This is a genomic window from Aeromonas sp. A35_P (assembly GCF_002259925.1).
GTDB lineage: Bacteria > Pseudomonadota > Gammaproteobacteria > Enterobacterales > Aeromonadaceae > Aeromonas > Aeromonas dhakensis.
Genome location: NZ_NEVB01000243.1, coordinates 1 through 20,251, shown reverse-complemented (window position 1 = coordinate 20,251; position 20,251 = coordinate 1). Strand labels below are relative to the sequence as shown.

At 58.1% G+C, this 20,251-nt stretch carries 26 protein-coding genes and 3 pseudogenes; 13 read left to right on the top strand and 16 right to left on the bottom strand.

The features are described 5' to 3' along the window. Window positions 1-4: 4 nt before the first annotated feature. A complete protein-coding gene (locus CAK78_RS20060; RefSeq protein WP_010633988.1) occupies window positions 5-613 on the bottom strand; it encodes a paraquat-inducible protein A in 609 nt (202 codons plus the stop codon). Next, window positions 591-1,223 carry a paraquat-inducible protein A gene (locus CAK78_RS20055; protein ID WP_094698456.1) on the bottom strand — a complete coding sequence of 211 codons (633 nt, stop codon included), beginning with the start codon at window positions 1,221-1,223 and terminating at the stop codon, window positions 591-593. Before CAK78_RS20055 ends, CAK78_RS20060 begins: the two co-directional genes overlap by 23 nt. A gap of 148 nt (window positions 1,224-1,371) precedes the next feature. Here CAK78_RS20055 and prpB point away from each other — a divergent pair, with 148 nt between their 5' ends. The 3 genes from prpB (at window position 1,372) to CAK78_RS20040 (ending at window position 4,973) form a co-directional block, all read left to right on the top strand. Continuing rightward, a complete protein-coding gene (prpB, locus tag CAK78_RS20050) occupies window positions 1,372-2,259 on the top strand; it encodes a methylisocitrate lyase (RefSeq protein ID WP_094698455.1) in 888 nt (295 codons plus the stop codon). Window positions 2,260-2,270: 11 nt separating this feature from the next. Beyond that, complete coding sequence (gene prpC, locus CAK78_RS20045) at window positions 2,271-3,398, top strand: bifunctional 2-methylcitrate synthase/citrate synthase (protein ID WP_094698454.1); 1,128 nt, start codon at window positions 2,271-2,273, stop codon at window positions 3,396-3,398. A 129-nt stretch (window positions 3,399-3,527) separates the two neighbouring features. Further along, entirely contained in the window at window positions 3,528-4,973 is a 1,446-nt protein-coding gene (locus tag CAK78_RS20040) for a bifunctional 2-methylcitrate dehydratase/aconitate hydratase (protein ID WP_094698453.1), read from the top strand. Between the two features lie 84 nt (window positions 4,974-5,057). Here the strand turns inward: CAK78_RS20040 and CAK78_RS20035 are convergent, their stop codons facing one another. After that, entirely contained in the window at window positions 5,058-5,801 is a 744-nt protein-coding gene (locus tag CAK78_RS20035) for an FFLEELY motif protein (protein ID WP_094698452.1), read from the bottom strand. A 211-nt stretch (window positions 5,802-6,012) separates the two neighbouring features. Here CAK78_RS20035 and CAK78_RS20030 point away from each other — a divergent pair, with 211 nt between their 5' ends. Beyond that, window positions 6,013-6,390 (top strand): polyhydroxyalkanoic acid system family protein, encoded by a 378-nt coding sequence (locus CAK78_RS20030; protein WP_017764503.1) that lies wholly within the window; start codon window positions 6,013-6,015, stop codon window positions 6,388-6,390. 45 nt (window positions 6,391-6,435) lie between these two features. On the opposite strand, the gene CAK78_RS20025 is transcribed toward CAK78_RS20030, so the two are convergent. Genes CAK78_RS20025 through CAK78_RS20015 form a run of 3 tightly spaced genes read right to left on the bottom strand, consistent with a single transcriptional unit; the run spans window position 6,436 to window position 7,708 of the window. After that, the gene (locus tag CAK78_RS20025; protein WP_094698451.1) at window positions 6,436-6,993 is read right to left on the bottom strand and encodes a recombinase family protein; all 558 of its coding nucleotides are present in this window, start codon (window positions 6,991-6,993) and stop codon (window positions 6,436-6,438) included. Beyond that, window positions 6,987-7,361, bottom strand: coding sequence for a HepT-like ribonuclease domain-containing protein (locus tag CAK78_RS20020; RefSeq protein WP_094698450.1), 375 nt, complete (start codon window positions 7,359-7,361; stop codon window positions 6,987-6,989). The genes CAK78_RS20025 and CAK78_RS20020 overlap by 7 nt, the downstream gene beginning before the upstream one ends. Beyond that, a complete protein-coding gene (locus CAK78_RS20015; RefSeq protein ID WP_441296596.1) occupies window positions 7,358-7,708 on the bottom strand; it encodes a nucleotidyltransferase family protein in 351 nt (116 codons plus the stop codon). Before CAK78_RS20015 ends, CAK78_RS20020 begins: the two co-directional genes overlap by 4 nt. 100 nt (window positions 7,709-7,808) lie before the next feature. On the opposite strand from CAK78_RS20015, the gene CAK78_RS20010 reads away from it, so the two are divergent. Next, entirely contained in the window at window positions 7,809-10,775 is a 2,967-nt protein-coding gene (locus CAK78_RS20010; RefSeq protein WP_094698448.1) for a Tn3 family transposase, read from the top strand. A gap of 139 nt (window positions 10,776-10,914) precedes the next feature. On the opposite strand, the gene CAK78_RS20005 is transcribed toward CAK78_RS20010, so the two are convergent. The 5 genes and pseudogenes from CAK78_RS20005 to CAK78_RS23465 all read right to left on the bottom strand — a co-directional run. After that, window positions 10,915-11,877, bottom strand: coding sequence for a replication initiation protein (locus CAK78_RS20005; protein ID WP_094698447.1), 963 nt, complete (start codon window positions 11,875-11,877; stop codon window positions 10,915-10,917). A gap of 164 nt (window positions 11,878-12,041) precedes the next feature. Next, on the bottom strand, window positions 12,042-12,335 hold the full coding sequence (locus CAK78_RS23415; RefSeq protein WP_094698446.1) for a type II toxin-antitoxin system RelE/ParE family toxin: 294 nt from the start codon (window positions 12,333-12,335) through the stop codon (window positions 12,042-12,044). Next, window positions 12,323-12,604: a CopG family ribbon-helix-helix protein gene (locus tag CAK78_RS23410; RefSeq protein WP_141214211.1), complete on the bottom strand. Its 282-nt coding sequence runs from the start codon at window positions 12,602-12,604 to the stop codon at window positions 12,323-12,325. Before CAK78_RS23410 ends, CAK78_RS23415 begins: the two co-directional genes overlap by 13 nt. 609 nt (window positions 12,605-13,213) lie before the next feature. After that, window positions 13,214-13,318, bottom strand: coding sequence for a LuxR C-terminal-related transcriptional regulator (locus CAK78_RS23250; protein ID WP_254924839.1), 105 nt, complete (start codon window positions 13,316-13,318; stop codon window positions 13,214-13,216). 408 nt (window positions 13,319-13,726) lie between these two features. Further along, window positions 13,727-13,930 (bottom strand): annotated as a pseudogene (locus CAK78_RS23465) (replication initiation protein); the annotation flags it as partial. Window positions 13,931-14,005: 75 nt separating this feature from the next. On the opposite strand from CAK78_RS23465, the pseudogene CAK78_RS23245 reads away from it, so the two are divergent. From CAK78_RS23245 to CAK78_RS19965, 5 genes and pseudogenes are all read left to right on the top strand, one after another. After that, window positions 14,006-14,173: pseudogene (locus CAK78_RS23245) on the top strand (plasmid replication protein RepB); the annotation flags it as partial. A gap of 417 nt (window positions 14,174-14,590) precedes the next feature. Then, the gene (locus tag CAK78_RS23405; protein ID WP_094698444.1) at window positions 14,591-15,100 is read left to right on the top strand and encodes a replication/maintenance protein RepL; all 510 of its coding nucleotides are present in this window, start codon (window positions 14,591-14,593) and stop codon (window positions 15,098-15,100) included. Further along, a complete protein-coding gene (locus tag CAK78_RS19975; protein WP_094698443.1) occupies window positions 15,078-15,320 on the top strand; it encodes a DUF4160 domain-containing protein in 243 nt (80 codons plus the stop codon). The genes CAK78_RS23405 and CAK78_RS19975 overlap by 23 nt, the downstream gene beginning before the upstream one ends. Next, window positions 15,304-15,552: a DUF2442 domain-containing protein gene (locus tag CAK78_RS19970; RefSeq protein ID WP_094698442.1), complete on the top strand. Its 249-nt coding sequence runs from the start codon at window positions 15,304-15,306 to the stop codon at window positions 15,550-15,552. The genes CAK78_RS19975 and CAK78_RS19970 overlap by 17 nt, the downstream gene beginning before the upstream one ends. A gap of 107 nt (window positions 15,553-15,659) precedes the next feature. Then, window positions 15,660-15,893 carry a hypothetical protein gene (locus CAK78_RS19965; protein WP_094698441.1) on the top strand — a complete coding sequence of 78 codons (234 nt, stop codon included), beginning with the start codon at window positions 15,660-15,662 and terminating at the stop codon, window positions 15,891-15,893. Between the two features lie 590 nt (window positions 15,894-16,483). Here the strand turns inward: CAK78_RS19965 and CAK78_RS19960 are convergent. Then, entirely contained in the window at window positions 16,484-16,726 is a 243-nt protein-coding gene (locus CAK78_RS19960) for a hypothetical protein (protein WP_004575105.1), read from the bottom strand. A gap of 300 nt (window positions 16,727-17,026) precedes the next feature. Here CAK78_RS19960 and CAK78_RS19955 point away from each other — a divergent pair, with 300 nt between their 5' ends. Continuing rightward, window positions 17,027-17,422 carry a hypothetical protein gene (locus CAK78_RS19955; RefSeq protein ID WP_094698440.1) on the top strand — a complete coding sequence of 132 codons (396 nt, stop codon included), beginning with the start codon at window positions 17,027-17,029 and terminating at the stop codon, window positions 17,420-17,422. Between the two features lie 180 nt (window positions 17,423-17,602). On the opposite strand, the gene CAK78_RS23460 is transcribed toward CAK78_RS19955, so the two are convergent. From CAK78_RS23460 to CAK78_RS19940, 3 genes are all read right to left on the bottom strand, one after another. Next, window positions 17,603-17,710: a LuxR C-terminal-related transcriptional regulator gene (locus CAK78_RS23460; RefSeq protein ID WP_441296597.1), complete on the bottom strand. Its 108-nt coding sequence runs from the start codon at window positions 17,708-17,710 to the stop codon at window positions 17,603-17,605. Between the two features lie 488 nt (window positions 17,711-18,198). Beyond that, window positions 18,199-18,621 carry a DUF2442 domain-containing protein gene (locus tag CAK78_RS19945; RefSeq protein WP_094698439.1) on the bottom strand — a complete coding sequence of 141 codons (423 nt, stop codon included), beginning with the start codon at window positions 18,619-18,621 and terminating at the stop codon, window positions 18,199-18,201. Beyond that, a complete protein-coding gene (locus CAK78_RS19940) occupies window positions 18,605-18,856 on the bottom strand; it encodes a DUF4160 domain-containing protein (RefSeq protein WP_094698438.1) in 252 nt (83 codons plus the stop codon). Before CAK78_RS19940 ends, CAK78_RS19945 begins: the two co-directional genes overlap by 17 nt. 354 nt (window positions 18,857-19,210) lie before the next feature. Between CAK78_RS19940 and CAK78_RS19935 the strand changes: the two genes are divergently transcribed. Continuing rightward, on the top strand, window positions 19,211-19,648 hold the full coding sequence (locus CAK78_RS19935; RefSeq protein WP_094698437.1) for a ProQ/FINO family protein: 438 nt from the start codon (window positions 19,211-19,213) through the stop codon (window positions 19,646-19,648). A 72-nt stretch (window positions 19,649-19,720) separates the two neighbouring features. On the opposite strand, the gene CAK78_RS23240 is transcribed toward CAK78_RS19935, so the two are convergent. Then, window positions 19,721-19,954 carry a plasmid replication protein RepB gene (locus CAK78_RS23240; RefSeq protein ID WP_094698436.1) on the bottom strand — a complete coding sequence of 78 codons (234 nt, stop codon included), beginning with the start codon at window positions 19,952-19,954 and terminating at the stop codon, window positions 19,721-19,723. Between the two features lies 1 nt (window position 19,955). Here CAK78_RS23240 and CAK78_RS19925 point away from each other — a divergent pair. After that, a pseudogene (locus CAK78_RS19925) lies at window positions 19,956-20,251 on the top strand (Tn3 family transposase); the annotation flags it as partial.

Sequence of the window (20,251 nt, the reverse complement as noted above, 5' to 3'; positions counted from 1 at the left end):
GCCCCTAACGGGCCGCCTTGTCCCACAGCAGGCGGGTATCCAGCATGCGGGCCGACATCATGGTCAGTACCACCACGCCGGCAAAGGCGGTGGCACCGGGGCCGGCCCGCACGTTGAGCAACACCCCGCGATCCACCAGGGCCACCATCAGCGAGATGACGAACAGGTCCAGCATGGACCAGCGCCCGATGAAGTCGATGATGCGGTACATGATGAGCTGGCGTTTGCGCCGCACCGGCTTGCTGCGCTGCAGTTGCCAGCAGATCCAGCCCAGCCCCAAAATCTTGCCCACCGGCACTATGATGCTGGCGGTGAGGACTATGGTGGCAATCCCCGACATCTTGCTGCGATAGAGCATCATGATACCGCTGAAGATGGTGTCGGACTGCAACAATCCCTTGTTGTAGAAGTGGGTGATGGGCAGCAGGTTGGCGGGCAGCAGCATGAAGCTGGCCAGCGCCAGCAAGCCCCAGGACCAGGCCAGGGAGTGGGGGATACGCACCTGCAGCCGGCTGTGGCAGCGGGGGCAGACGCTGCCCGCCTGATAGCGCACCAGCAGGCCGCAGGTGTGGCAGCGGCAGAGCCCCAGTTCACGGGCGCTGGTCTGGGACATGGTCCGGCTCCTCCAGCGGTACCCGCTCCCAATAGGGGGCGGGGTCAAACAGGATCAGCAACGTCAGGTTGAGCAGCATCAGGATCCCCAGGCTGAGCAGGCCGCCGCCGAGGCGCACGTCGGCGATGTCGACCAGCTTGAACAGGGCAACCAGCAGGCTGACGATGTAGACCTCCAGCATGGCCCAGTGGCGAAACACCTCCACCGCCTGCAGGGTTGGCGCCAGTATGTGCCAGCGTTTGGCGAGGCCCGAGGCCAGCGCAAAGATCCCGAGCAGCAAACCCACCGGCGCCAGCACGGCGCACCAGAACACCAACCCCGCCACCCAGATCTCGTGCTCGAGCAGCAGCACCAGGATCCCCTTGAGCAGGTTGGCGTCCGAATTGACACCGGCCAGGCGCAGGTAGATCAGCGGCTCGAAGAAGGCGGACGGGAGCAACAGGAAACCGGTGATGGTCAGCGCCATCAGCTGGGAGGGGCGAAATGCGTAGCGCCCGTACAGATGCTGATAACAGCGGGGGCAGTGAGCGTGGCGCCCAAGCGGCAATAACTTGCGTTCGATCAGCAAGTCGCAAGCCGGGCAGACGATCACGGGATTGGGATCCGACATTACGATTCAACCTGTTGAAGGAATTGGTGAAATTTACCCTAAAAGCCACGTCCTGTCTTGCCTGGCAGGGGTCTGCCACGAAAGTATGATTGACGTTAACGTAAACGTGATATTAGATAGTCAGACCAGACAAGTGAAAGGAGTCATGATGTCCAGCCTTACCCCCTCGGCAGGTCTGCGCTTTCGCACCGCCCTCGCCAATGAACGCCCCCTGCAGATCGTCGGCACCATCAATGCCTACATGGCGCTGATGGCGGAGCGCAGCGGCTTTCAGGCCATTTACCTCTCGGGCGCCGGCGTGGCCAACGCCTCCTATGGCCTGCCGGATCTTGGCATGACCAGCCTGAACGACGTCTTGACCGACGCCGAACGCATCACGGCGGCGACCCGTGTGCCGCTTTTGGTCGACATCGACACCGGCTGGGGCGGGGCCTTCAACATCGCCCGCACCGTGCGCGCCTTCGAGCGGGCCGGGGTGGCCGCCGTGCACATGGAAGATCAGGTGGCCCAGAAGCGCTGTGGACACCGGCCCAACAAGGCGGTGGTCTCGCAGGAGGAGATGTGTGATCGCATCAAGGCGGCGGTGGATGCCAGGGAGAACGACGAGTTCGTCATCATGGCCCGCACCGACGCGCTGGCGGTGGAGGGGATTGGCCCGGCGCTGGAGCGCGCCGCCGCCTATGTGGCCGCCGGCGCAGACATGATCTTCGCCGAGGCGGTGACCGAGCTCGGCCAGTATGACCTGTTCAAGCAGGCGGCCGGGGTGCCCATTCTCGCCAACATGACCGAGTTCGGCAAAACCGAGCTGTTCGACAAGGAGGCGCTCTCCGCCCACGGCGTTGACATGGTGCTCTATCCCTTGAGCGCCAGCCGGGCAGCCAACCAGGCGGCCCTCAACGTCTATCAGCACATTCGCCAGGATGGCCATCAACGGGCCGTCGTCGACACCATGCAGACCCGGGAGTCGCTCTATGACTTCCTCGGTTATCACCACTACGAGCAGACGCTGGACCGTCTGTTTACATCCAGGGACTAGGAGGAAAGGCAATGGGACAGCAAAAACCGTTGGGTGGCGCCGGCCTGCGTGGCCAGAGCGCGGGGGAGACCAGCATCTGCACCGTGGGCAAGAGCGGCACCGGGCTCACCTATCGCGGCTATGACATCCAGGAGCTGGCCGATGGCGCCCAGTTCGAAGAGGTCGCCTACCTGCTGCTCAAGGGCGAGCTGCCGGACGAGCAGCAGCTCAAGGATTACAAGCGGACGCTGCGCAGCCTGCGCCCCCTGCCAGCCGCCTTGCTGGAAGTGCTCGAGCGCATTCCTGCCGACGCCCATCCCATGGATGTGCTGCGCACCGGCTGCTCCATGCTCGGTGATCTGGAGCCGGAGGACGGCTTCGAGCACGAGCATGAGGTTGCGGATCGGCTGCTGGCCGCCTTCCCGGGCATTCTCCTTTACTGGTACAAGTTCAGCCACGACGGGGTGCGCATAGCCCTCGACACCAACGAAGAGTGCATCGGCGACCACTTCCTGGCACTGCTGCACCAGAAGGCACCGAGCGAGCTGGAGCGCCGGGTGATGCACGTCTCCCTCATTCTCTACGCCGAGCATGAGTTCAACGCCTCCACCTTTGCGGCGCGGGTCTGCGCCTCGACGCTCTCTGACATGTTCTCCTGCGTCACCGCGGCCATCGGCACCCTGCGCGGCCCGCTGCATGGCGGCGCCAACGAGGCCGCCATGGCGATGATCGAGCCCTGGCAGGATGAGGCCCAGGCGCGGCGCGAGCTGCAGGCCAAGCTGGCAGCCAAGGAGAAGATCATGGGCTTTGGCCACGCCGTCTATCGCACCTCGGATCCGCGCAACGTCATCATCAAGGAGTGGTCGGCCAAGCTGGCCGAGGCGGTGGGCGATGACCGGCTCTATCGCGTCTCCTGCGAGGCGGAGAAGGTGATGTGGGAGGAGAAAGAGCTCTTCCCGAACGCCGACTTCTTCCATGCCAGCGCCTATCACTACATGGGGATCCCGACCAAGCTGTTCACCCCCATCTTCGTCTGCTCGCGGGTCACCGGCTGGTGCGCCCACGTGATGGAGCAGCGCGAACACAACCGGATCATCCGCCCGAGCGCCGATTACGTCGGCCCGGCGCCCCGGCATTTCGTCTCGCTGCAGCAACGATAACCATGGGCGGCCCTGTCACCCCATTGCGTCACCCGACACCGGCAACAGCGGGTTCGATGTGCGCAGGCGGGCGGGCAGGGCGCCGTTTCATCACCCTGTTTCATTCACTACAACGATAAGGAAGTCACGATGTCCGCCAACGTCGACGTCAACCACAGACCAGACCCCGATCAGGTGCTGGTCGATATTGCCGATTACATCTGCAATCACCCCATTACCAGCCAGGCCGCCCTCGATACCGCCCGTTACTGCCTGATGGATACCCTGGGCTGCGGCCTCTTGGCCCTGCGTTTTCCCGAGTGCACCAAGCACCTTGGTCCCATCGTACCCGGTACCCTGGTACCCCACGGTGCCCGGGTGCCCGGTACCCAGCTCTGCCTCGACCCGGTCAAGGCAGCCTGGGATATCGGTGCCATCATCCGCTGGCTCGATTACAACGACACCTGGCTAGCCGCCGAGTGGGGTCACCCCTCCGACAACCTGGGCGGGATCCTGGCCACCGCCGACTGGCTGTCGCGCACCCGCGTGGCCGAAGGCAAGGCGCCGCTCACCATGAGCGATGTGCTGACGGCCATGGTGAAGGCCCATGAGATCCAAGGGGTGCTGGCACTGGAGAACTCCTTCAACCGGGTCGGTCTCGATCACGTGGTGTTGGTGAAGGTTGCCAGTACCGCCGTGGTAACCCACATGCTGGGTGGCAGCCGCGATCAGGTGATCGATGCGGTCTCCCAGGCCTGGGTCGATGGCCAGAGCCTGCGTACCTACCGTCATGCCCCCAATGCCGGTTCTCGCAAGAGCTGGGCGGCGGGGGATGCCACCTCCCGCGCAGTGCGCCTCGCCCTTATCACCATGAGCGGCGAGATGGGCTATCCCGGCGCTCTGACGGCTCCCAAGTGGGGCTTCTACGACGTGCTGTTCAAGGGCAATCAGTTCGCCCTGCATCAGGGGTACGGCAGCTACGTGATGGAGAACGTGCTGTTCAAGATCTCCTATCCTGCCGAGTTCCATGCCCAGACCGCGGTGGAGTGCGCCATGAAGCTGCACGAGCAGGTGAAGGGACGCCTCGACGAAATTGACCGCATCGAGCTCACCACCCATGAGTCGGCCATTCGCATCATCAGCAAGGTGGGCGCCCTCAACAACCCGGCCGACCGGGATCACTGCCTGCAGTACATGGTGGCGGTGCCGCTCATCTTCGGGCGTCTCATCGCCGAGGATTACGAGGACGCCGTGGCCGCCGATCCCCGCATCGATGGGCTGCGCGCCAAGATGGTGGTGCAGGAGGACAAGCGCTACAGCCGCGAGTATCTGGAAGCGGACAAGCGCTCCATTGCCAACGCCATCCAGGTCTTCTTCAAGGATGGGACCCACACCGCCAAGGTGGAGGTGGAGTACCCGGTCGGTCATCGTCGCCGCCGCGAGGAGGGGATCCCGCTGCTGGTAGAGAAGTTCCGCCACAACCTGGCCACCCGTTTCCCGGCCAGACGGGCCGAGGCGATCCTGGCCCTCTGCCAGGATGGCAAGCAGCTGGCGGCTACCCCGGTACATGCCTTCATGGATCTGCTGGTGATCTGACCGCTTGCCTATCGGCACACTCTGATAAACAAAAAGCGGGCCACTCGGCCCGCTTTGTCATGTTTGACTGCATGACTCCCAAGGTCAATCCAGCACTGTGTCATCGCCCGTCAGCAGCGCCTGCATGATCGCCGTCTCGCGGCTGGCGATGGTCTCGAGAAACTCGCTGGCCCGCCCCATGTGGTGACAGACCCGGTAACCCCGCTCGACGAAAGAGAAGAGCTCGCCCAACCCCGCCAGATGGGCCGGCCCCGATATCAGCTTCAAGGTCGCCCCGAGCAGCGGTTTCCTGGCCAGCCGGTCCAGGGTCATTCCCAGCTCGTTGACCAGTTGCAACTGATGACGGCGGCGCGCTTCTTCACCCACCTCCTGATAGGCGAGGGCATAGGCCTTGGCGTTCAGTCGCGCCATGCTGCCACTGCGACGCAGCGCCACCACCATCAGGTAGTCGAGCTCCTCGGAGAGGGCATCGAGTTCAATGGCCTGCGCCAGCACCTTGAGACCGGACTCCGGCAACAGCCGCTCGGCGGTCGGCATCACTCGCATCACGTCTGCATCGCGGCGGGCACAATCCCCCGGCCCGTAGAGGTCGGTCAGGAAAAACTGCGCGGCCGGACCGTAGCGCTTGCTCTCCAGCAGATCGCGGTGTGTGCGCCCCAGCCGGTCGGCCTGCCATTGGCGCAATGCGTCCCTGTCTTGCTGATCCTGCGGGTGGGTACGCATCTGCTCGCGCAAGGCGGCCACCTGGTTGAGCTGACGGTAGAGTCTCCCCAGGGTGCTCTCTTCATCCAGGTGGTGGTCATCGGATGGTTGTTTCTCTTGGGTCATCTGCTGCTCTCTTGACCTGTGTTCTCTGGTGTATCCCATGGCCTGTGACGGATAAAACGGGCGACCGGCGAGGGGCGGGAGTCACTCGTCACGAGCCGCCAGTCCAGTGTAACGCGGCGGCAACCCAGGCGGAATCGATGGAGCTTTTACTCGACAGCCTTTGTTAAGTGAGTCCCAAATATGTTGCAAATCACTTTCACTTGTTTGATTCATGTGTTTAATATCAGTAAATGTCGTCACCGCTCAGAGAGTTAGCATGTTTCTATACGATCCCCTTGCCGGCAGCAACCTGTCGACCATCCAGGTCAGCCGTCAACACCCGCTCGGCCTCGCCGGAGCCCGGCTCGCCGCCGAAGCCATCGCCCAGGACATGAGCGAAGAGTACGAACTCGACTGCGAGTGGGAAGACGAGGAGGAGACCCGCTTGCTGTTTCGCGGCGCCGGGGTCAATGGCTCCCTCTGCCTCACCGAGGATACCCTGTCGCTGGAAGTGCGCCTCGGCCTGATGCTGTTGCCGGTGCGCAGCGTACTGGAGCAGGAGATCCTCGAATATGTCGATCAGCGCCTGCCTTGTCCCGCGCGGCGATAACCAATTCAATAAGGGGTCGCCTCAGAAAACGGAAAATAAAGCACGCTAAGCGTGTGCAGAGGCAGGGATCCAGCGGTATAGCGTAGGAACGGACACGCCAAGGTTCTTGGCCACATCCTTGGGGGGCACTCCGCTGGCCAATAGCTTCTTGGCTGACTCGATCTTGCTGTCGGTCATTTTCGGCTTGCGGCCACCTTTGCGGCCGAGTTGCTTGGCAACTTCTAACCCTGCTCGGGTTCGTTCTACTGTCAGGTCTCGTTCCATCTCTGCGAGGCTTGCCATGACATGGAAAAAGAATCGGCCTGATGGCGTGCCAGTATCGATAGAATCGGTGAGGCTCCTGAACTGGGTACCCTGTTTGTGCAGATCGCTAACCAGCGCAACCAGTTGTTTCACTGACCGGCCCAATCTATCCAGCTTCCAAACAACCAGAGTGTCCCCCTCACGCAGCATGTCGAGTGCCTTGCCCAAACCGGGCCGATCAGCACGAGTACCACTGATCGTGTCTTCGAAAACCTTTTGGCATCCAGCTTTAGTCAGTGCTTCTAGCTGAAGCTCCAGGTTCTGATCTTGTGTCGAGACACGCGCGTAGCCGATCAACATGATTCATCTCTCGCTTGATCTGAATGTTGGAGCACTACGGGCAACTGTTTGAGTAGTTCTGGCAGCCATTCCTGAACCGTGTCCCAGACAATATCGAGGTTAATGTCAAAATAGCCATGAGCCATGCGGTTCCGCATATTCCGCATGCTGCGCCACGGTATTTCCTTGTGCGCTTCGGTAAACGCGGTATAGCCGTCCATTATCTTTGTGGCCGCCTCACCGATGATGATAAGGCTCATGATGACAGCCTGCTGAGTACGCTTATCAGCTAAGAAGTCTTCTTTGGCCAACCCCTCCACGAAACTGCGTGCATCGATTGCTGCTTGTTGTATGTGATCGAGATAATCGGGCAATCGGTTCTCGTTCATACCGGCTTGGCCTCCGCAAGCACTTTAGCCCGGAACTTCGGTGGAAGATCGCCAGGGGTCAGCAAATCAACGTCAACACCGAGCAACGATTTCAGCTCGTCTTCCAAATCCCCCAAATCTAATAGCGTTGCACCAGGTAGCGCATCGACCAGCAGGTCAAGGTCACTGCCATCTCGGTCGGTGCCATACAGCACTGAACCAAAGACTCGTGGATTGGCAACACGGAAACGGTTTGTCGTCTCACGAATAATGCTTCGTTTGAGATCGAGCGCAACGGATGGCCTCATAATGGGTATCTCCTTATCAAAACTCGTTGAAATGATAGGCAACTGAGAATAATGTTTCAAGAATGATTTTCGAGAATCATAACCCCTTGATCTGCTGTTGTGCCCGAGACCTCTTGCCGTTGCTCTTACAAACCTACGTTTTCAAGAAGAAGGAAACCGCATGCCCCGCCGTTCGATCCTCTCCGCCGCCGAGCGTGAAAGCCTGCTGGCGTTGCCGGATACTAAGGATGAGTTGATCCGTCACTACACGTTCAGCGAAACCGACCTCTCCATCATCCGGCAGCGGCGTGGCTCAGCCAACCGCTTGGGTTTCGCTGTGCAACTCTGCTACCTGCGCTTTCCCGGCATAGTCCTTGGCATTGATGAGCTGCCATTTCCGCCCTTGTTGAAGCTGGTTGCCGACCAGCTCAAGGTCAGCATCGAAAGTTGGGACGAGTACGGGCTGCGGGAGCAGACCCGGCGCGAGCACCTGGTCGAATTGCAAACGATGTTCGGCTTTCAGCTATTCACCATGAACCATTATCGGCAGGCCGTCCACACGATGACCGAGCTGGCCATGCAAACCGACAAGGGCATTGTGATGGCCAATGCTTTGATCGAGTATCTGCGGCAGCGATCGATCATTCTGCCAGCCATCAATGCTGTCGAGAGGGCGTGTGCCGAAGCACTCACCCGTGCCAACCGGCGTATCTACGACACCTTGGCCGAACCGCTGTCAAACTCGCACCGCCACCGCCTCGACGATCTGCTCAAGCTTCGGGACAACAACAAGACGACCACGCTGGCTTGGCTTCGCCTGTCTCCGGTCAAACCCAATTCGCGGCACATGCTTGAACATATCGAACGACTCAAGGTATGGCAGGCGCTGGATCTGCCTATTGGTGTCGATCGCCTGATCCACCAAAATCGATTGCTCAAGATCGCCCGCGAGGGTGGGCAGATGACCCCCGCCGACTTGGCCAAGTTCGAGCCACAACGCCGCTATGCGACTTTGGTCGCGCTAGCCATCGAGGGGATGGCCACAGTCACAGATGAAATTATTGATCTGCATGACCGCATCTTGGGCAAGCTGTTCAATGATGCCAAAAAACGACATCAGAAACAGTTCCAGGCATCCGGGAAAGCAATCAATGCCAAGGTACGCCTGTTAGGCCACATCGGCCAAGTGTTGATCGATGCCAAGCAAGCGGGTGATGATCCGTTTGCCGCCATCGAGACTGTCATATCCTGGGAGGCCTTCACCAAAAGCGTGACAGAGGCACAGGCGCTGGCGCAGCCCGAGGAATTCGATTTTCTGCACCGTCTCGGCGAGAGCTACGCCACACTACGCCGTTACGCCCCTACCTTCCTCACCGCGCTCAAGTTGCGGGCTGCACCAGCTGCCAAGGGGGTATTGGAGGCAATCGAAGTGCTGCGCAGCATGAACAACGACAACGCCCGAAAGGTACCCGCTGACGCGCCGACAGATTTCATCAAGCCGCGCTGGCAGAAACTGGTGCTCACTGACACCGGCATCGACCGGCGTTACTACGAGCTATGCGCACTGTCTGAGATGAAAAACGCATTACGTTCCGGTGACATCTGGGTGCAGGGATCGCGCCAGTTCAAGGACTTCGAGGACTACCTTGTGCCACCCGTGAAATTCGCCAGTCTCAAGCAGGCCAATGAATTGCCGCTGGCCGTGGCCACCGATTGTGAGCAATATTTGGATGAACGACTGACGCAATTGGAAACGCAACTCGCCACAGTCAATCGCATGGCACAGGCCAATGAACTACCGGATGCGATCATCACGGCCTCGGGCCTAAAGATAACGCCACTGGATGCGGTGGTACCCGATACCGCGCAGCTCCTTATCGATCAAGCCGCCAGGAGCCTGCCGCACGTCAAGATCACTGAATTGCTTCTGGAAGTAGACGAATGGACAGGCTTTACCAGGCACTTCGCACACCTGAAATCGGGTGATCTGGCTAAGGACAAGAACCTGCTACTGACGACGATCCTGGCCGACGCAATCAATCTGGGTCTGGCCAAGATGGCGGAATCATGTCCGGGCACAACCTATGCCAAGCTTGCTTGGCTTCAAGCTTGGCATATCCGTGACGAAACCTATGGCGCGGCCTTGTCCGAGCTTGTCAATGCACAGTACCGGCATCCGTTCGCCGAGCAGTGGGGCGATGGTTCCACGTCCTCGTCTGACGGCCAGAATTTTCGCACCGGCAACAAGGCAGAGAGCACGGGTCACATTAACCCGAAATATGGCAGCAGTCCTGGACGTACCTTCTACACCCACATATCCGACCAGTATGCGCCATTTCATACCAAGGTGGTCAATGTTGGTGTACGCGATTCAACCTACGTGCTCGACGGCCTGCTCTACCATGAATCTGACCTACGGATCGAAGAGCACTACACCGACACGGCTGGCTTCACCGATCACGTTTTCGCGTTGATGCACCTGTTGGGGTTTCGCTTCGCACCGCGTATCCGCGACTTGGGTGAGACCAAGCTCTACATTCCAAAGCGCGATGCCACCTACGAGGGATTGAAATCAATGATTGGTGGGACGCTCAACATCAAGCTCATCCGTGCACATTGGGACGAAATTTTGCGGCTGGCCACCTCGATAAAACAGGGAACGGTGACGGCCTCACTCATGCTGAGGAAGCTTGGCAGCTACCCACGCCAGAATGGCCTGGCGGTCGCCTTGCGCGAGTTGGGGCGTATCGAGCGCACGCTGTTCATTCTGGATTGGCTGCAAAGTGTCGAGCTCCGCCGCCGGGTACATGCTGGACTGAATAAGGGGGAGGCTCGTAACGCCTTGGCTCGTGCAGTGTTTTTCAATCGACTGGGGGAGATCCGCGACCGCAGTTTTGAGCAACAGCGTTACCGGGCAAGTGGTCTGAACCTGGTGACTGCGGCCATCGTGCTATGGAACACCGTCTATCTGGAAAGGGTGGCACATGGGTTACGTGCCAAGGGGCATGCCGTCGATGGTGAGTTATTGCAGTACTTGTCGCCGCTGGGCTGGGAGCACATCAACCTGACAGGGGATTATCTGTGGCGCAGCAGCGCCAAGATCGGTGCAGGTAAGTTTAGGCCGCTACGACCACTACAACCTGCTTAGCGTGCTTTATTTTCCGTTTTCTGAGGCGACCCCTACGGGATCGCAGTTACCCCCCTCGCCAAGATACTCTCTCTTGAATGCTTTAAGGGCTCAAGAGACGCCCTTTCGGGCGCTGTTATCTGATAAGGCTTGTTTTTGATCACTCACGATCACGGCGGAGGTAGTTGGACACACTGCCCGCCGAAATTTGCAGATCCTCGGCAATATCTCGATTGCTGTAACCACGCGCCTTGAGTTGTAGCACCACTGGCAGGAGCGAAGCTGCTTTACTCGGCCTACCTCCCCCCTTAGAGACCTTGCCGCCCTTAGCGCCTCGATGCGCCTGCACCTGGCTAAACCCTGCGGGGGTGAATCGGTTCCACACCCAACGGGCAATACTCTTGGCCGTTGCCTTGATTTCCGACACTGGCAACGGTCCACCCTGCTCGCGTCCAAACACATTGGAGCCCTCACAGGCAACCCTTACCGCATCGGCCCAATCCTCATACCCGTTAGGACGCCAATACTCCCTAACGGCGCCGTAGGCCCATTCACGCACGTTATCGAACACCGTGACGTTACGCCCCAGCCCGCCGACCTCTTTCCGGCTACGGCGACTATAGGCCGCTAGCTCCGCATCTGGGCAGAACTCCGCCAGATAGTCGAGGCTGAACGTCTCGGTGTGGTGCCATATCGTCCACCAATCGCCGTGTACGGGGTTTTTGGTGATGAGTCCAGCATACCCTATGTCCGCCCCCATGCGATTCGCCAGAACGTGTTCTATGGCTGCCAGATAGCGCAACGGCTTTTGCTTGGCCGCACAGGTACGGGCCACAACAGCCTCAAGATAGTACCCATAGTGAGCATGGCTGTTCTTGGGGTTGAACGTGATCCAGTTCGGGGCAGGTAATCCCGCATCCTTCCATGCCTCATAGCCATCTGAGCTGTCCACGTCGAACACCAGACAGGCTACATGCGGCGGCGGGTTGTGCTGGATATGACGATAGGCAAGCGCGGTCGCTTGCGGGCGGATCAGCAGCCCCTGCGCCGGATCATCGGTGCAGTAGGGGCGGCGGGGGAGACGTTCGACGAAAGCAGCGGCTTGAAGCGCTGGTTTTACCATCGGACACCGCGCTTATTGGCGGTGCTGGCTTGTTTGATTTGATCCATGTGGTATTCTTTACCTCGTGATTCGTCACAGCCCCGAACTATCTGTATTCTTCCGCCAAGTTGAGACAGAGATTCGGGGTTTGTCTTTTCTGGACAGTACGTTAACGCATCAACACGTCAGTCGCCAGCCTCACGGCTATGCCGAATCCTAAGCACCAGCAAACTATCGCCCCCGATCCGGTATCGGTAATGCAAGACATAACCCGCCGAACCAAACGAAATCACTAGTCGATGAAGCCCAACCACGCTTTCAACAGGCCGCCCAAGGTGGGGGTTACGCTCCAACAGATCGAATGTTTCCGCCAGCGTATGACCAAAGCGGGACGCGGCTTGGGGGTTTTGTTGGCGCAGGAACTGCCGCAGTCGAACCAAATCGGCCTGGGCGCTTTCAGTGAGAATCAACGATGGCATGCAGGCGGCTCACTCTCGTGGTCAGTCCCCCAAGTTCGCAACCATACTGACGCCTCCCCACCAGTAACATGCAGACCTGTTTGCTGGTAACTCTCCCATGAGGCTATCGCTTCCCTGATCTCGGCCTGCTCAGCCTCACGCTGACTCAAATACATCTGCAAGGCATCACGAACGACCGCAGAAAACGAGCGGTTCTCCGCCTCGGCAAGTACCTCTGCCCGATGTTTCAGTGACGGCTCCAACCGAAGGGACGTAGCAGCTGTACGCATATTGTTATCTCCAAAATTGGCCAGCGTTATACATTGTATTTCATTGATTATCCCATAACAAGACGATCTCAGAGCTCCCGAGCCAGCGGCGACTAGCGCAGTCTGTCGCCACTGGCTCGGGGGCCGCCAAGCGCAGCGCGGCAGAACGGTCTGTAGGCCAAAGACTGGATCTGCTAAAAGTGGGGCAGAACGACAAGCCGCTTATCGTACACGGGTACAGGCGGAGTATCTGACGGTTAGATTGCCAAGGGGGATTGTTCAGGGGTTAAAGGATGCCCAGATGAAAGCCGTCCGGGCGGGTGCTGCTGTTGTGGAGTTAACACCGTTGCAGGCTGGAGAATTGCTCAAAGCTATTCGTGTATCGGAGCGTAGTTCTCAGGGTTAGGTCAGTTCCTTGTTTTGAGGCATCAATGTTTGGTTTTGATGGAACTGCACCAAAACCAAACAGCTCCGGGGATAACAGCGACTGCCCACAGGCCGAATACATGGCCTGATGGACAGCCCTACGGGATCGCAGTTACCCCCCTCGCCAAGATACTCTCTCTTGAATGCTTTAAGGGCTCAAGAAACGCCCTTTCGGGCGCTGTTATCTGATAAGGCTTGTTTCGATCACTCACGATCACGTTTGAGATACAGGCTCACCGTACTGGCCGAGATTTGCAGATCCTCGGCAATATCGCGGTTGCTATACCCCATAGCCTTGAGCTTGAACACCTCGGGGAGCAAGTCATGGCGAGCTTTCCCGCTGTTGCTTGGCCTGCCACCGCCCTTAGATACCTTACCGCCCTTAGCCCCTCGATGCGCCTGCACCTGGCTAAACCCTGCGGGGGTGAATCGGTTCCATACCCAACGGGCTATGCTCTTGGCCGTGGCCTTGATCTCCGACACGGGCAGCGGGCCGCCCTGCTCCCGTCCAAACGCGTTAGTACATTCACAGGCCGCCTGCACAGCACAGAGCCATGCGTCGTACCCATTGGGCCGCCAGTGCGCTCTAATCGCCGTGTAGGCCCATTCACGCACGTTATCGAATACGGTGACGTTACGGCCTAGCCCGGTTGCCTCTTTGCGGCTGCGGCGGCTGTAGGCCGCCAGATCCGCATCCGGGCAGAACTCCGCGAGATAGTCGAGGCTGTAGGGCTCGATCTGATGCCAGACGGTCAGCCAATCGGCGTGTGTGGGGTTTTTGGTGATCAGTCCTGCGTACCCTAAATCAGCCCCTAGCCGCTTCGCTAGAACGTGCTCTATGGCAGCCAGGTAACGCAACGGCTTTTGCCGTGCTGCGCTGGTACGCGCTACAGGGGCGGCCAGAATGTACCCGATATGGGCGTGTCCGTTCCTACGCTATACCGCTGGATCCCTGCCTCTGCACACGCTTAGCGTGCTTTATTTTCCGTTTTCTGAGGCGACCCCTACCACCTCCACCTTGTCCAGTTCGGGAAGGGGGCGGAAACCAGTGTGTTGGAGCGTCAGAGGGGAGGCTGGCGAGTGTTCAAGACGATCGATGCTGCGGTTTCCACTGCCAAAACCATCGGGTTCCGGCGCATCGAGGTCGACTTAACCTCGCTGTGAATCCGATCACCACAAAAACGCCTGTATCGCGTTTTAAGCCACTCCGGCATGTCGCCCCCCCCCCTTCCCTGCAAAACCGTCTTTAAACGCAATAGAGAGCGATTGAGGGGCTCAGAAGGGAGCTTGTAGAGGCTGGGCTTTGAGGAGGGTCATTTTTTCGACCCGACGAACAAGCCAGCAGGCAAGCGATAGCGCGGCAGTTTTGGCAGGGTACAAAAAGGGGGGGCATAGGGGGTACATAAAATAATAGATACTGGAGACCAAGCAGGGCGTGGCCTAGAGGGGAATGTTGTACTCTGTAGAGAGTACATATGTACTCTGTGGAGAGTACATATGTACCCTGTGGGGAGTACAATCATTGCATGTTTGGATAAAATTAATGTACTCTTTCAGCGGAGTACATCGCAGGGGTGAAATATGTCGAAAGTTGTGAGGATCGAAAGGCTGACACAGGTAGACCATGAAACTGGAGAGGTCACTCGTGAAAGCATTGTTCCGAGCTCCGGATTTATGTCGGAACCGCCATACATCAAGATGTATTTGGATGACTTAAGCCAAATTCTGGACATTCCAAGTGGCCCTAGAGCGGTTCTAGATTTGATGCTTCTCAAGTTGGACTATGAGGGGTACATAACCCTATCAACTCGATATAGACGCCAAATGGCTGACACTTTGGGCATTCAGGATCAGTCTCTGCGCAACTACATAAATCGCTTGGTGAAATCCAATATCATCAGCAACTCGGGAAGAGGTGAGTTTCAAGTAAACCCCTTTTTATTCGCTCGGGGGGATTGGAAAAGAGTTTGCGAAATGAGACAGGACTTCACTTTGAAAATTACATATTCAGAAACTGGAGGTCGCAGGATCGAGACCGAGATGGTCGAAGTTTTTGATGAGGTGTCACGTGCCAGTAATCCTTCGCATTAACGGCTATCGGTTCTTCTTCTACTCGAACGAAGGCGACCCGCTGGAGCCTGCCCACGTGCACGTTTCAAAGGCGGGGAATGAGGCCAAAATCTGGCTAGAACCGGAGGCGGTCTTGTCTCGAAATGACGGTTTCGGGGCGCGGGAGTTGCGAGAGGTGATTGCCATCGCAGCAGAACACAGGGCGTTTTTTGCGGAGAAATGGCATGAATATTTCGCCTAAATTGGTGCGGTTCGATGAAAACAGCATGTGGGTTGAGCTACTGGATGGCCGGATCATCGGCGTGCCGCTGGTATGGTTTCCACGCCTGCTGAGGGCACAACCAGAGCAGCTTACCCAGTACGAACTGAGCCAAGGAGGTATCCACTGGGACGAGCTGGACGAAGATATTTCTATTGCGGGGCTGCTGGCTGGACAGGGCGATATTACTCATCGCCCGCATCGGGCGGCTTAATCAATTTTCGTTTTTGAAGTGTAGATATAATGTTTTGAAGGCGCTGCATGAGGGAGGTGCGAACTCCCCCAAGCAGCTAACCACAACGACCTAGAATGGAGGCCGCTATGGCTGTGCTCGATCCTATCCAACGAGACCGCTTTGTCCAGCTCTTCCCCGAGCTGCCCGCCGAATACGCCGATCTGCTGTTGCTGCATACCCTCGGGATGCAAAACAGCAGGCAAGGCAGCAACAACAGGAAGATCCAGACCTGCAAGGAGCGGCTTGGGCTGAACACCACGCACGAACTGCGTTGTGTGGTGCTTGCCCGCCTGCTCCTGAGCATTCCCCCGATCCACTAGAGGGAATGCCTGGCTAAATCTTGAGGCGCCCCCTGGGGCGCTTTTTGTTTGTCCTGGTGAAGTGCGTCCAGCACGAATGCCCTCGGGGGAGCCGCCGGAAAAATGCAAGCCCCAGCGCCGCAAGAGAGCCCCAGCGAACGACTTTTTCAGGTGGGGGCAGAGCCCGCCACACCGTCGAGTGGAACACACGACCACCTTCTCCGAAGCCAAGTTTCCGCCGAGTTGCAGCGAAGCAAAAATCAAGGGCAAAACAGGCGTCTCGGAGGGGGTGGTCGTGCGTAGCGCGCGACGGTGTGGCCATCTTTTCTGGTGGCGTGTAGGCGTCCAGCCGAAACGCTACCAGAGGGCTCCACCAAAGGCGTCCAGCCAAAGGGGGAACCCTTGGGTTTACGGGGGTTCTCGGTACATGCGCTCGGTACGTGGCCTCGGTGCATACCATGTACCGAGAGGATGCACCGAGGGACTGTACCGAGAAGGCCGCTCGGCACAACCTCTCGGCACGTGAGCTCGGCACATACCGTGTGCCGAGGGTATGTGCCGAGAACGGGTGCCGACTCGCAAGGGAAAAGCGGCCCGCGGGATGAATACCCTTAACGACTGCTCAGATCGATCTCTATCCGACGAAAGCCGATATTGTGCGCAGTGTTCGCTGCTGCATCCGTGGTCTTAAATACCCGCCAGCCGCCGCGCTGGCGCTCCAACACTTCCGTTTCGGCATTCCGGCCAAACTTCACCAGGTGAAGATGGTAGCCAGCGCCCATTGGGGTCGGGGCGATCACCGCCTTGGAAAAGCCACCCTGTTCAAATACCCACTTTGCCTTGATCTCTTCCATATCAAAATATCAATTTGATGAATCATATTTACCTTATGACACCCAAATGGCAGGCCGTCAATTTAAGGTTTTGATGGGGGCTTTCAGGTTCGTAGAACCGCACTCGGGTTTCAAAGGGGGATCCCCTTTGGCACGACGACAGGAGACAGGCGCGCCGATGGGGACACGGTACGTGTAAACAATCGGTCTCGTGCCTGTCACTGCATGAAGCTGTTTACATCAAAAACATGCAAAAATTGCTTCTAAGCCTTGCCGTTATTGATGTTTACTCGTTGTAAACACGCGTAAACAGGGGGCGAAATGAGCGTTGTGAGCATTCGGGTATCCGAACAGCAGAAGGGGGAGATCGAGCGGGCAGCACTGGCGGCAAACTTGAGCATCCCCGATTACATCCGGCAGACACTGGCAGCCAATCAAAACGATGTTTTGACGGTTCAAATTGCCGCTTTGAAATCAGAGGGGGCAGAGGTCGCTACGGAGGTGCAGGATCTGCGCATCGAGGTGGCCGCATTATCGGAGCAAGCCGGAAGAACCGCCGCCGAACTCTGCGCAACCTTGCAAGAGGCGCAAGCAACCAGCGAAAAGATCCGGAGTTACCTCGACAGTGACCGGATGTGGTCCCTTGGCATTGCCGGGATCGTGGGGTGGGTACTCGCGCTATCTGCCGCTGTACTGGGCGCCTACCTGATGCGGTAAGCCTCAAGGGCCAACCGCTCCGTGGACAACGCCCCCGCCCACAGGCCAAACCCACGGCCTGATGGACGGCCTACGGTTCGGGCAGTTGCCCACCTCGCAACGAGCACTCTCTCTCGATGATTTCTAGAAAGGGAAACGCCCCTTGCGGGGCGCTGTTATCTGATAAGGCTTTTGTTTGGATCACTCTCGCGAGATGTTGGAGAGGTAGCGGCTAACACTTGCCGAACCGATCCCTAACTCCTCGGCAATATCGCGGTTGCTGTAGCCCTGAGCCTTGAGTTTGATCACCTCGGGTAGTAAGTCATGGCGAGCCTTACCACTGTTACTTGGCCTGCCGCCGCCCTTGGACACCTTGCCACCGATAGGGCCACCAATACGCCCCCCCTTAGCCCCTCGATGCGCTTGCACCTGGCTAAACCCTGCCGGGGTGAATCGGTTCCATACCCAACGGGCTATGCTCTTGGCCGTGGCCTTGATCTCCGACACGGGCAGCGGGCCGCCCTGCTCCCGTCCAAACGCGTTAGTACATTCACAGGCCGCCTGCACAGCACAGAGCCATGCGTCGTACCCATTGGGCCGCCAGTGCGCTCTAATCGCCGTGTAGGCCCATTCACGCACGTTATCGAACACCGTCACGTTACGCCCCAGCCCGCCGACCTCCTTCCGGCTACGGCGGATATGGGGAGTTAAGTCGGCCCCGTTCGCCTGTGATCTGTCCGCCAAGATTGATGCACAGCAACGGGGTTTTGTTTTTTCTGGTCAGTACGTTACCGCAGTCAGGCCGCCGCTGGCACGTTTTTTCTTGGGCGCCCACCCTTTGCACCGTTTGCCCGCGCCGCTGCGACTTTAGCGGGGGTTTTTGCCTTGCCGCCCTTCGCCCCCATCTTGGATGCAGCCCAGTTAGCCGATCCCAACAGCCCTTCCAGCAAAGCTGGCAAGTAGATATCTGCATCCAGCTTAGGAAAGTGCACTCCCAACCCTGACGGCGAGATCTCGATCTCCTGTAAGTCGCTAGGCTTCGCGGCTTCCAATCCCTGCGCCAGATGAGGAGCAAAGGCCAGCTCCAAACCAGAAGACAAAGCGATAACGACCCGTCCAATCCTCCGGTCATAACGCACGCTCGTAGCAACAGGGCTGCGCTTACGCGCTTCAGAACCGCGTTTATTTGCCTGTGCGATCATTTCATCGGTTAGTTCCATGGATCACCTCCCATTGGCTTATCAGGTGAGCTTGATTGCCTTGCAACTCTGCCCAGATGCGCTTCAGCGCTTTACTATCAAATCCGTAGTTTTCCCGCAGCTCAGGCCCGCATTGATCCCCTGAGAGATTAAACACCGCCTCGCAGCCGCCCCCAATCACGTGCACATGCGCCGGACGATGGTCGTTGGGATAAATCACCACTCGCCAGCCCCCAATGATCAACACCGTTGGCATCAAGCAACCTAACTGTTTTGGTTTTTATTAACGCAATACTACACCCGAATGGGTGAGTTATCGAGGGTTCAAAACTGGCGAATCGAAGGGTGTTTTGAGGTGCGCATAACGCCTTTTATGTTCAATAGCGATTTTTAGCGGCTAAAACGGGGCGCTGGCGGCAAACAGGCCGCCTGTATCGCGTTTTGGGGCGTTTTGACACACAAGACAGGGCATTTACTGCCTGAAAGTTTGCAACGCTTCTGAGGCGGTTTGAGGGCCGGATCCTGCGGGGTATGGTTTCGACCAGCTTTTGCATCCTGATGAGGCTTTCGATAACTTGCCTGCAAACATCACTTCCGCAGGTATACGCCCATGCACAACACCAAGCCCCGTGCAGTACTGAGCCTTAAAAAGACCCCACCACAGTCTGAGATAACCCAGGAACCCCCAACACCACAACAGTCCACCGCGACACCGAAGAAGAGAAAAATTCCAGCGGCTTTCCCTTGCCTACAAACGCACTGGCCCGAGCTATTCAACCTCAAACATCCCACTCCACTTAAAATCGGGATCCTCGTCCCTGTCATCGCCAGCCTGAAGCAAGAGGACGAACCTTACACAGATACCCAGATTGGGAAGGCTATTGGCTGGTATTGCCGCAGATTTGAGTACCTCAAAGCCCTCACCAATGCCCCTCATCGAGTAGGCATAGATGGCAACACATTCCCCATCAGCGACCAAGACCGCCAGAACGCAATGAAGCAAATCAAAGCGCGCCTCAAAGAGGCCAGAGCCTGTCCCAAACGATGAACTCCCAAACGAAAGCGACTAGCGCAGTCTGTCGCGCCTCGTTCGGGAGTCGGCAAGCGCAGCGCGGCAGCCTTAACGACTGCTAAGATCCACCTCGATGCGGCGAAAACCGATAGTGTGTGCAGTGTTAACCCCTGCATCGATGGTCTTAAACACCCGCCAGCCTCCGCGCTGACGTTCCAGCACTTCTGTTTCAGCATTGCGGCCAAACTTCACAAGGTGAAGATGGTAGCCGGCACCCATCGGGGTCGGGGCGATCACCGCCTTGGAAAAGCCACCCTGTTCAAATACAAAGCGCGATGCCACCTACGAGGGATTGAAATCAATGATTGGTGGGACGCTCAACATCAAGCTCATCCGTGCACATTGGGACGAAATTTTGCGGCTGGCCACCTCGATAAAACAGGGAACGGTGACGGCCTCACTCATGCTGAGGAAGCTTGGCAGCTACCCACGCCAGAATGGCCTGGCGGTCGCCTTGCGCGAGTTGGGGCGTATCGAGCGCACGCTGTTCATTCTGGATTGGCTGCAAAGTGTCGAGCTCCGCCGCCGGGTACATGCTGGACTGAATAAGGGGGAGGCTCGTAACGCCTTGGCTCGTGC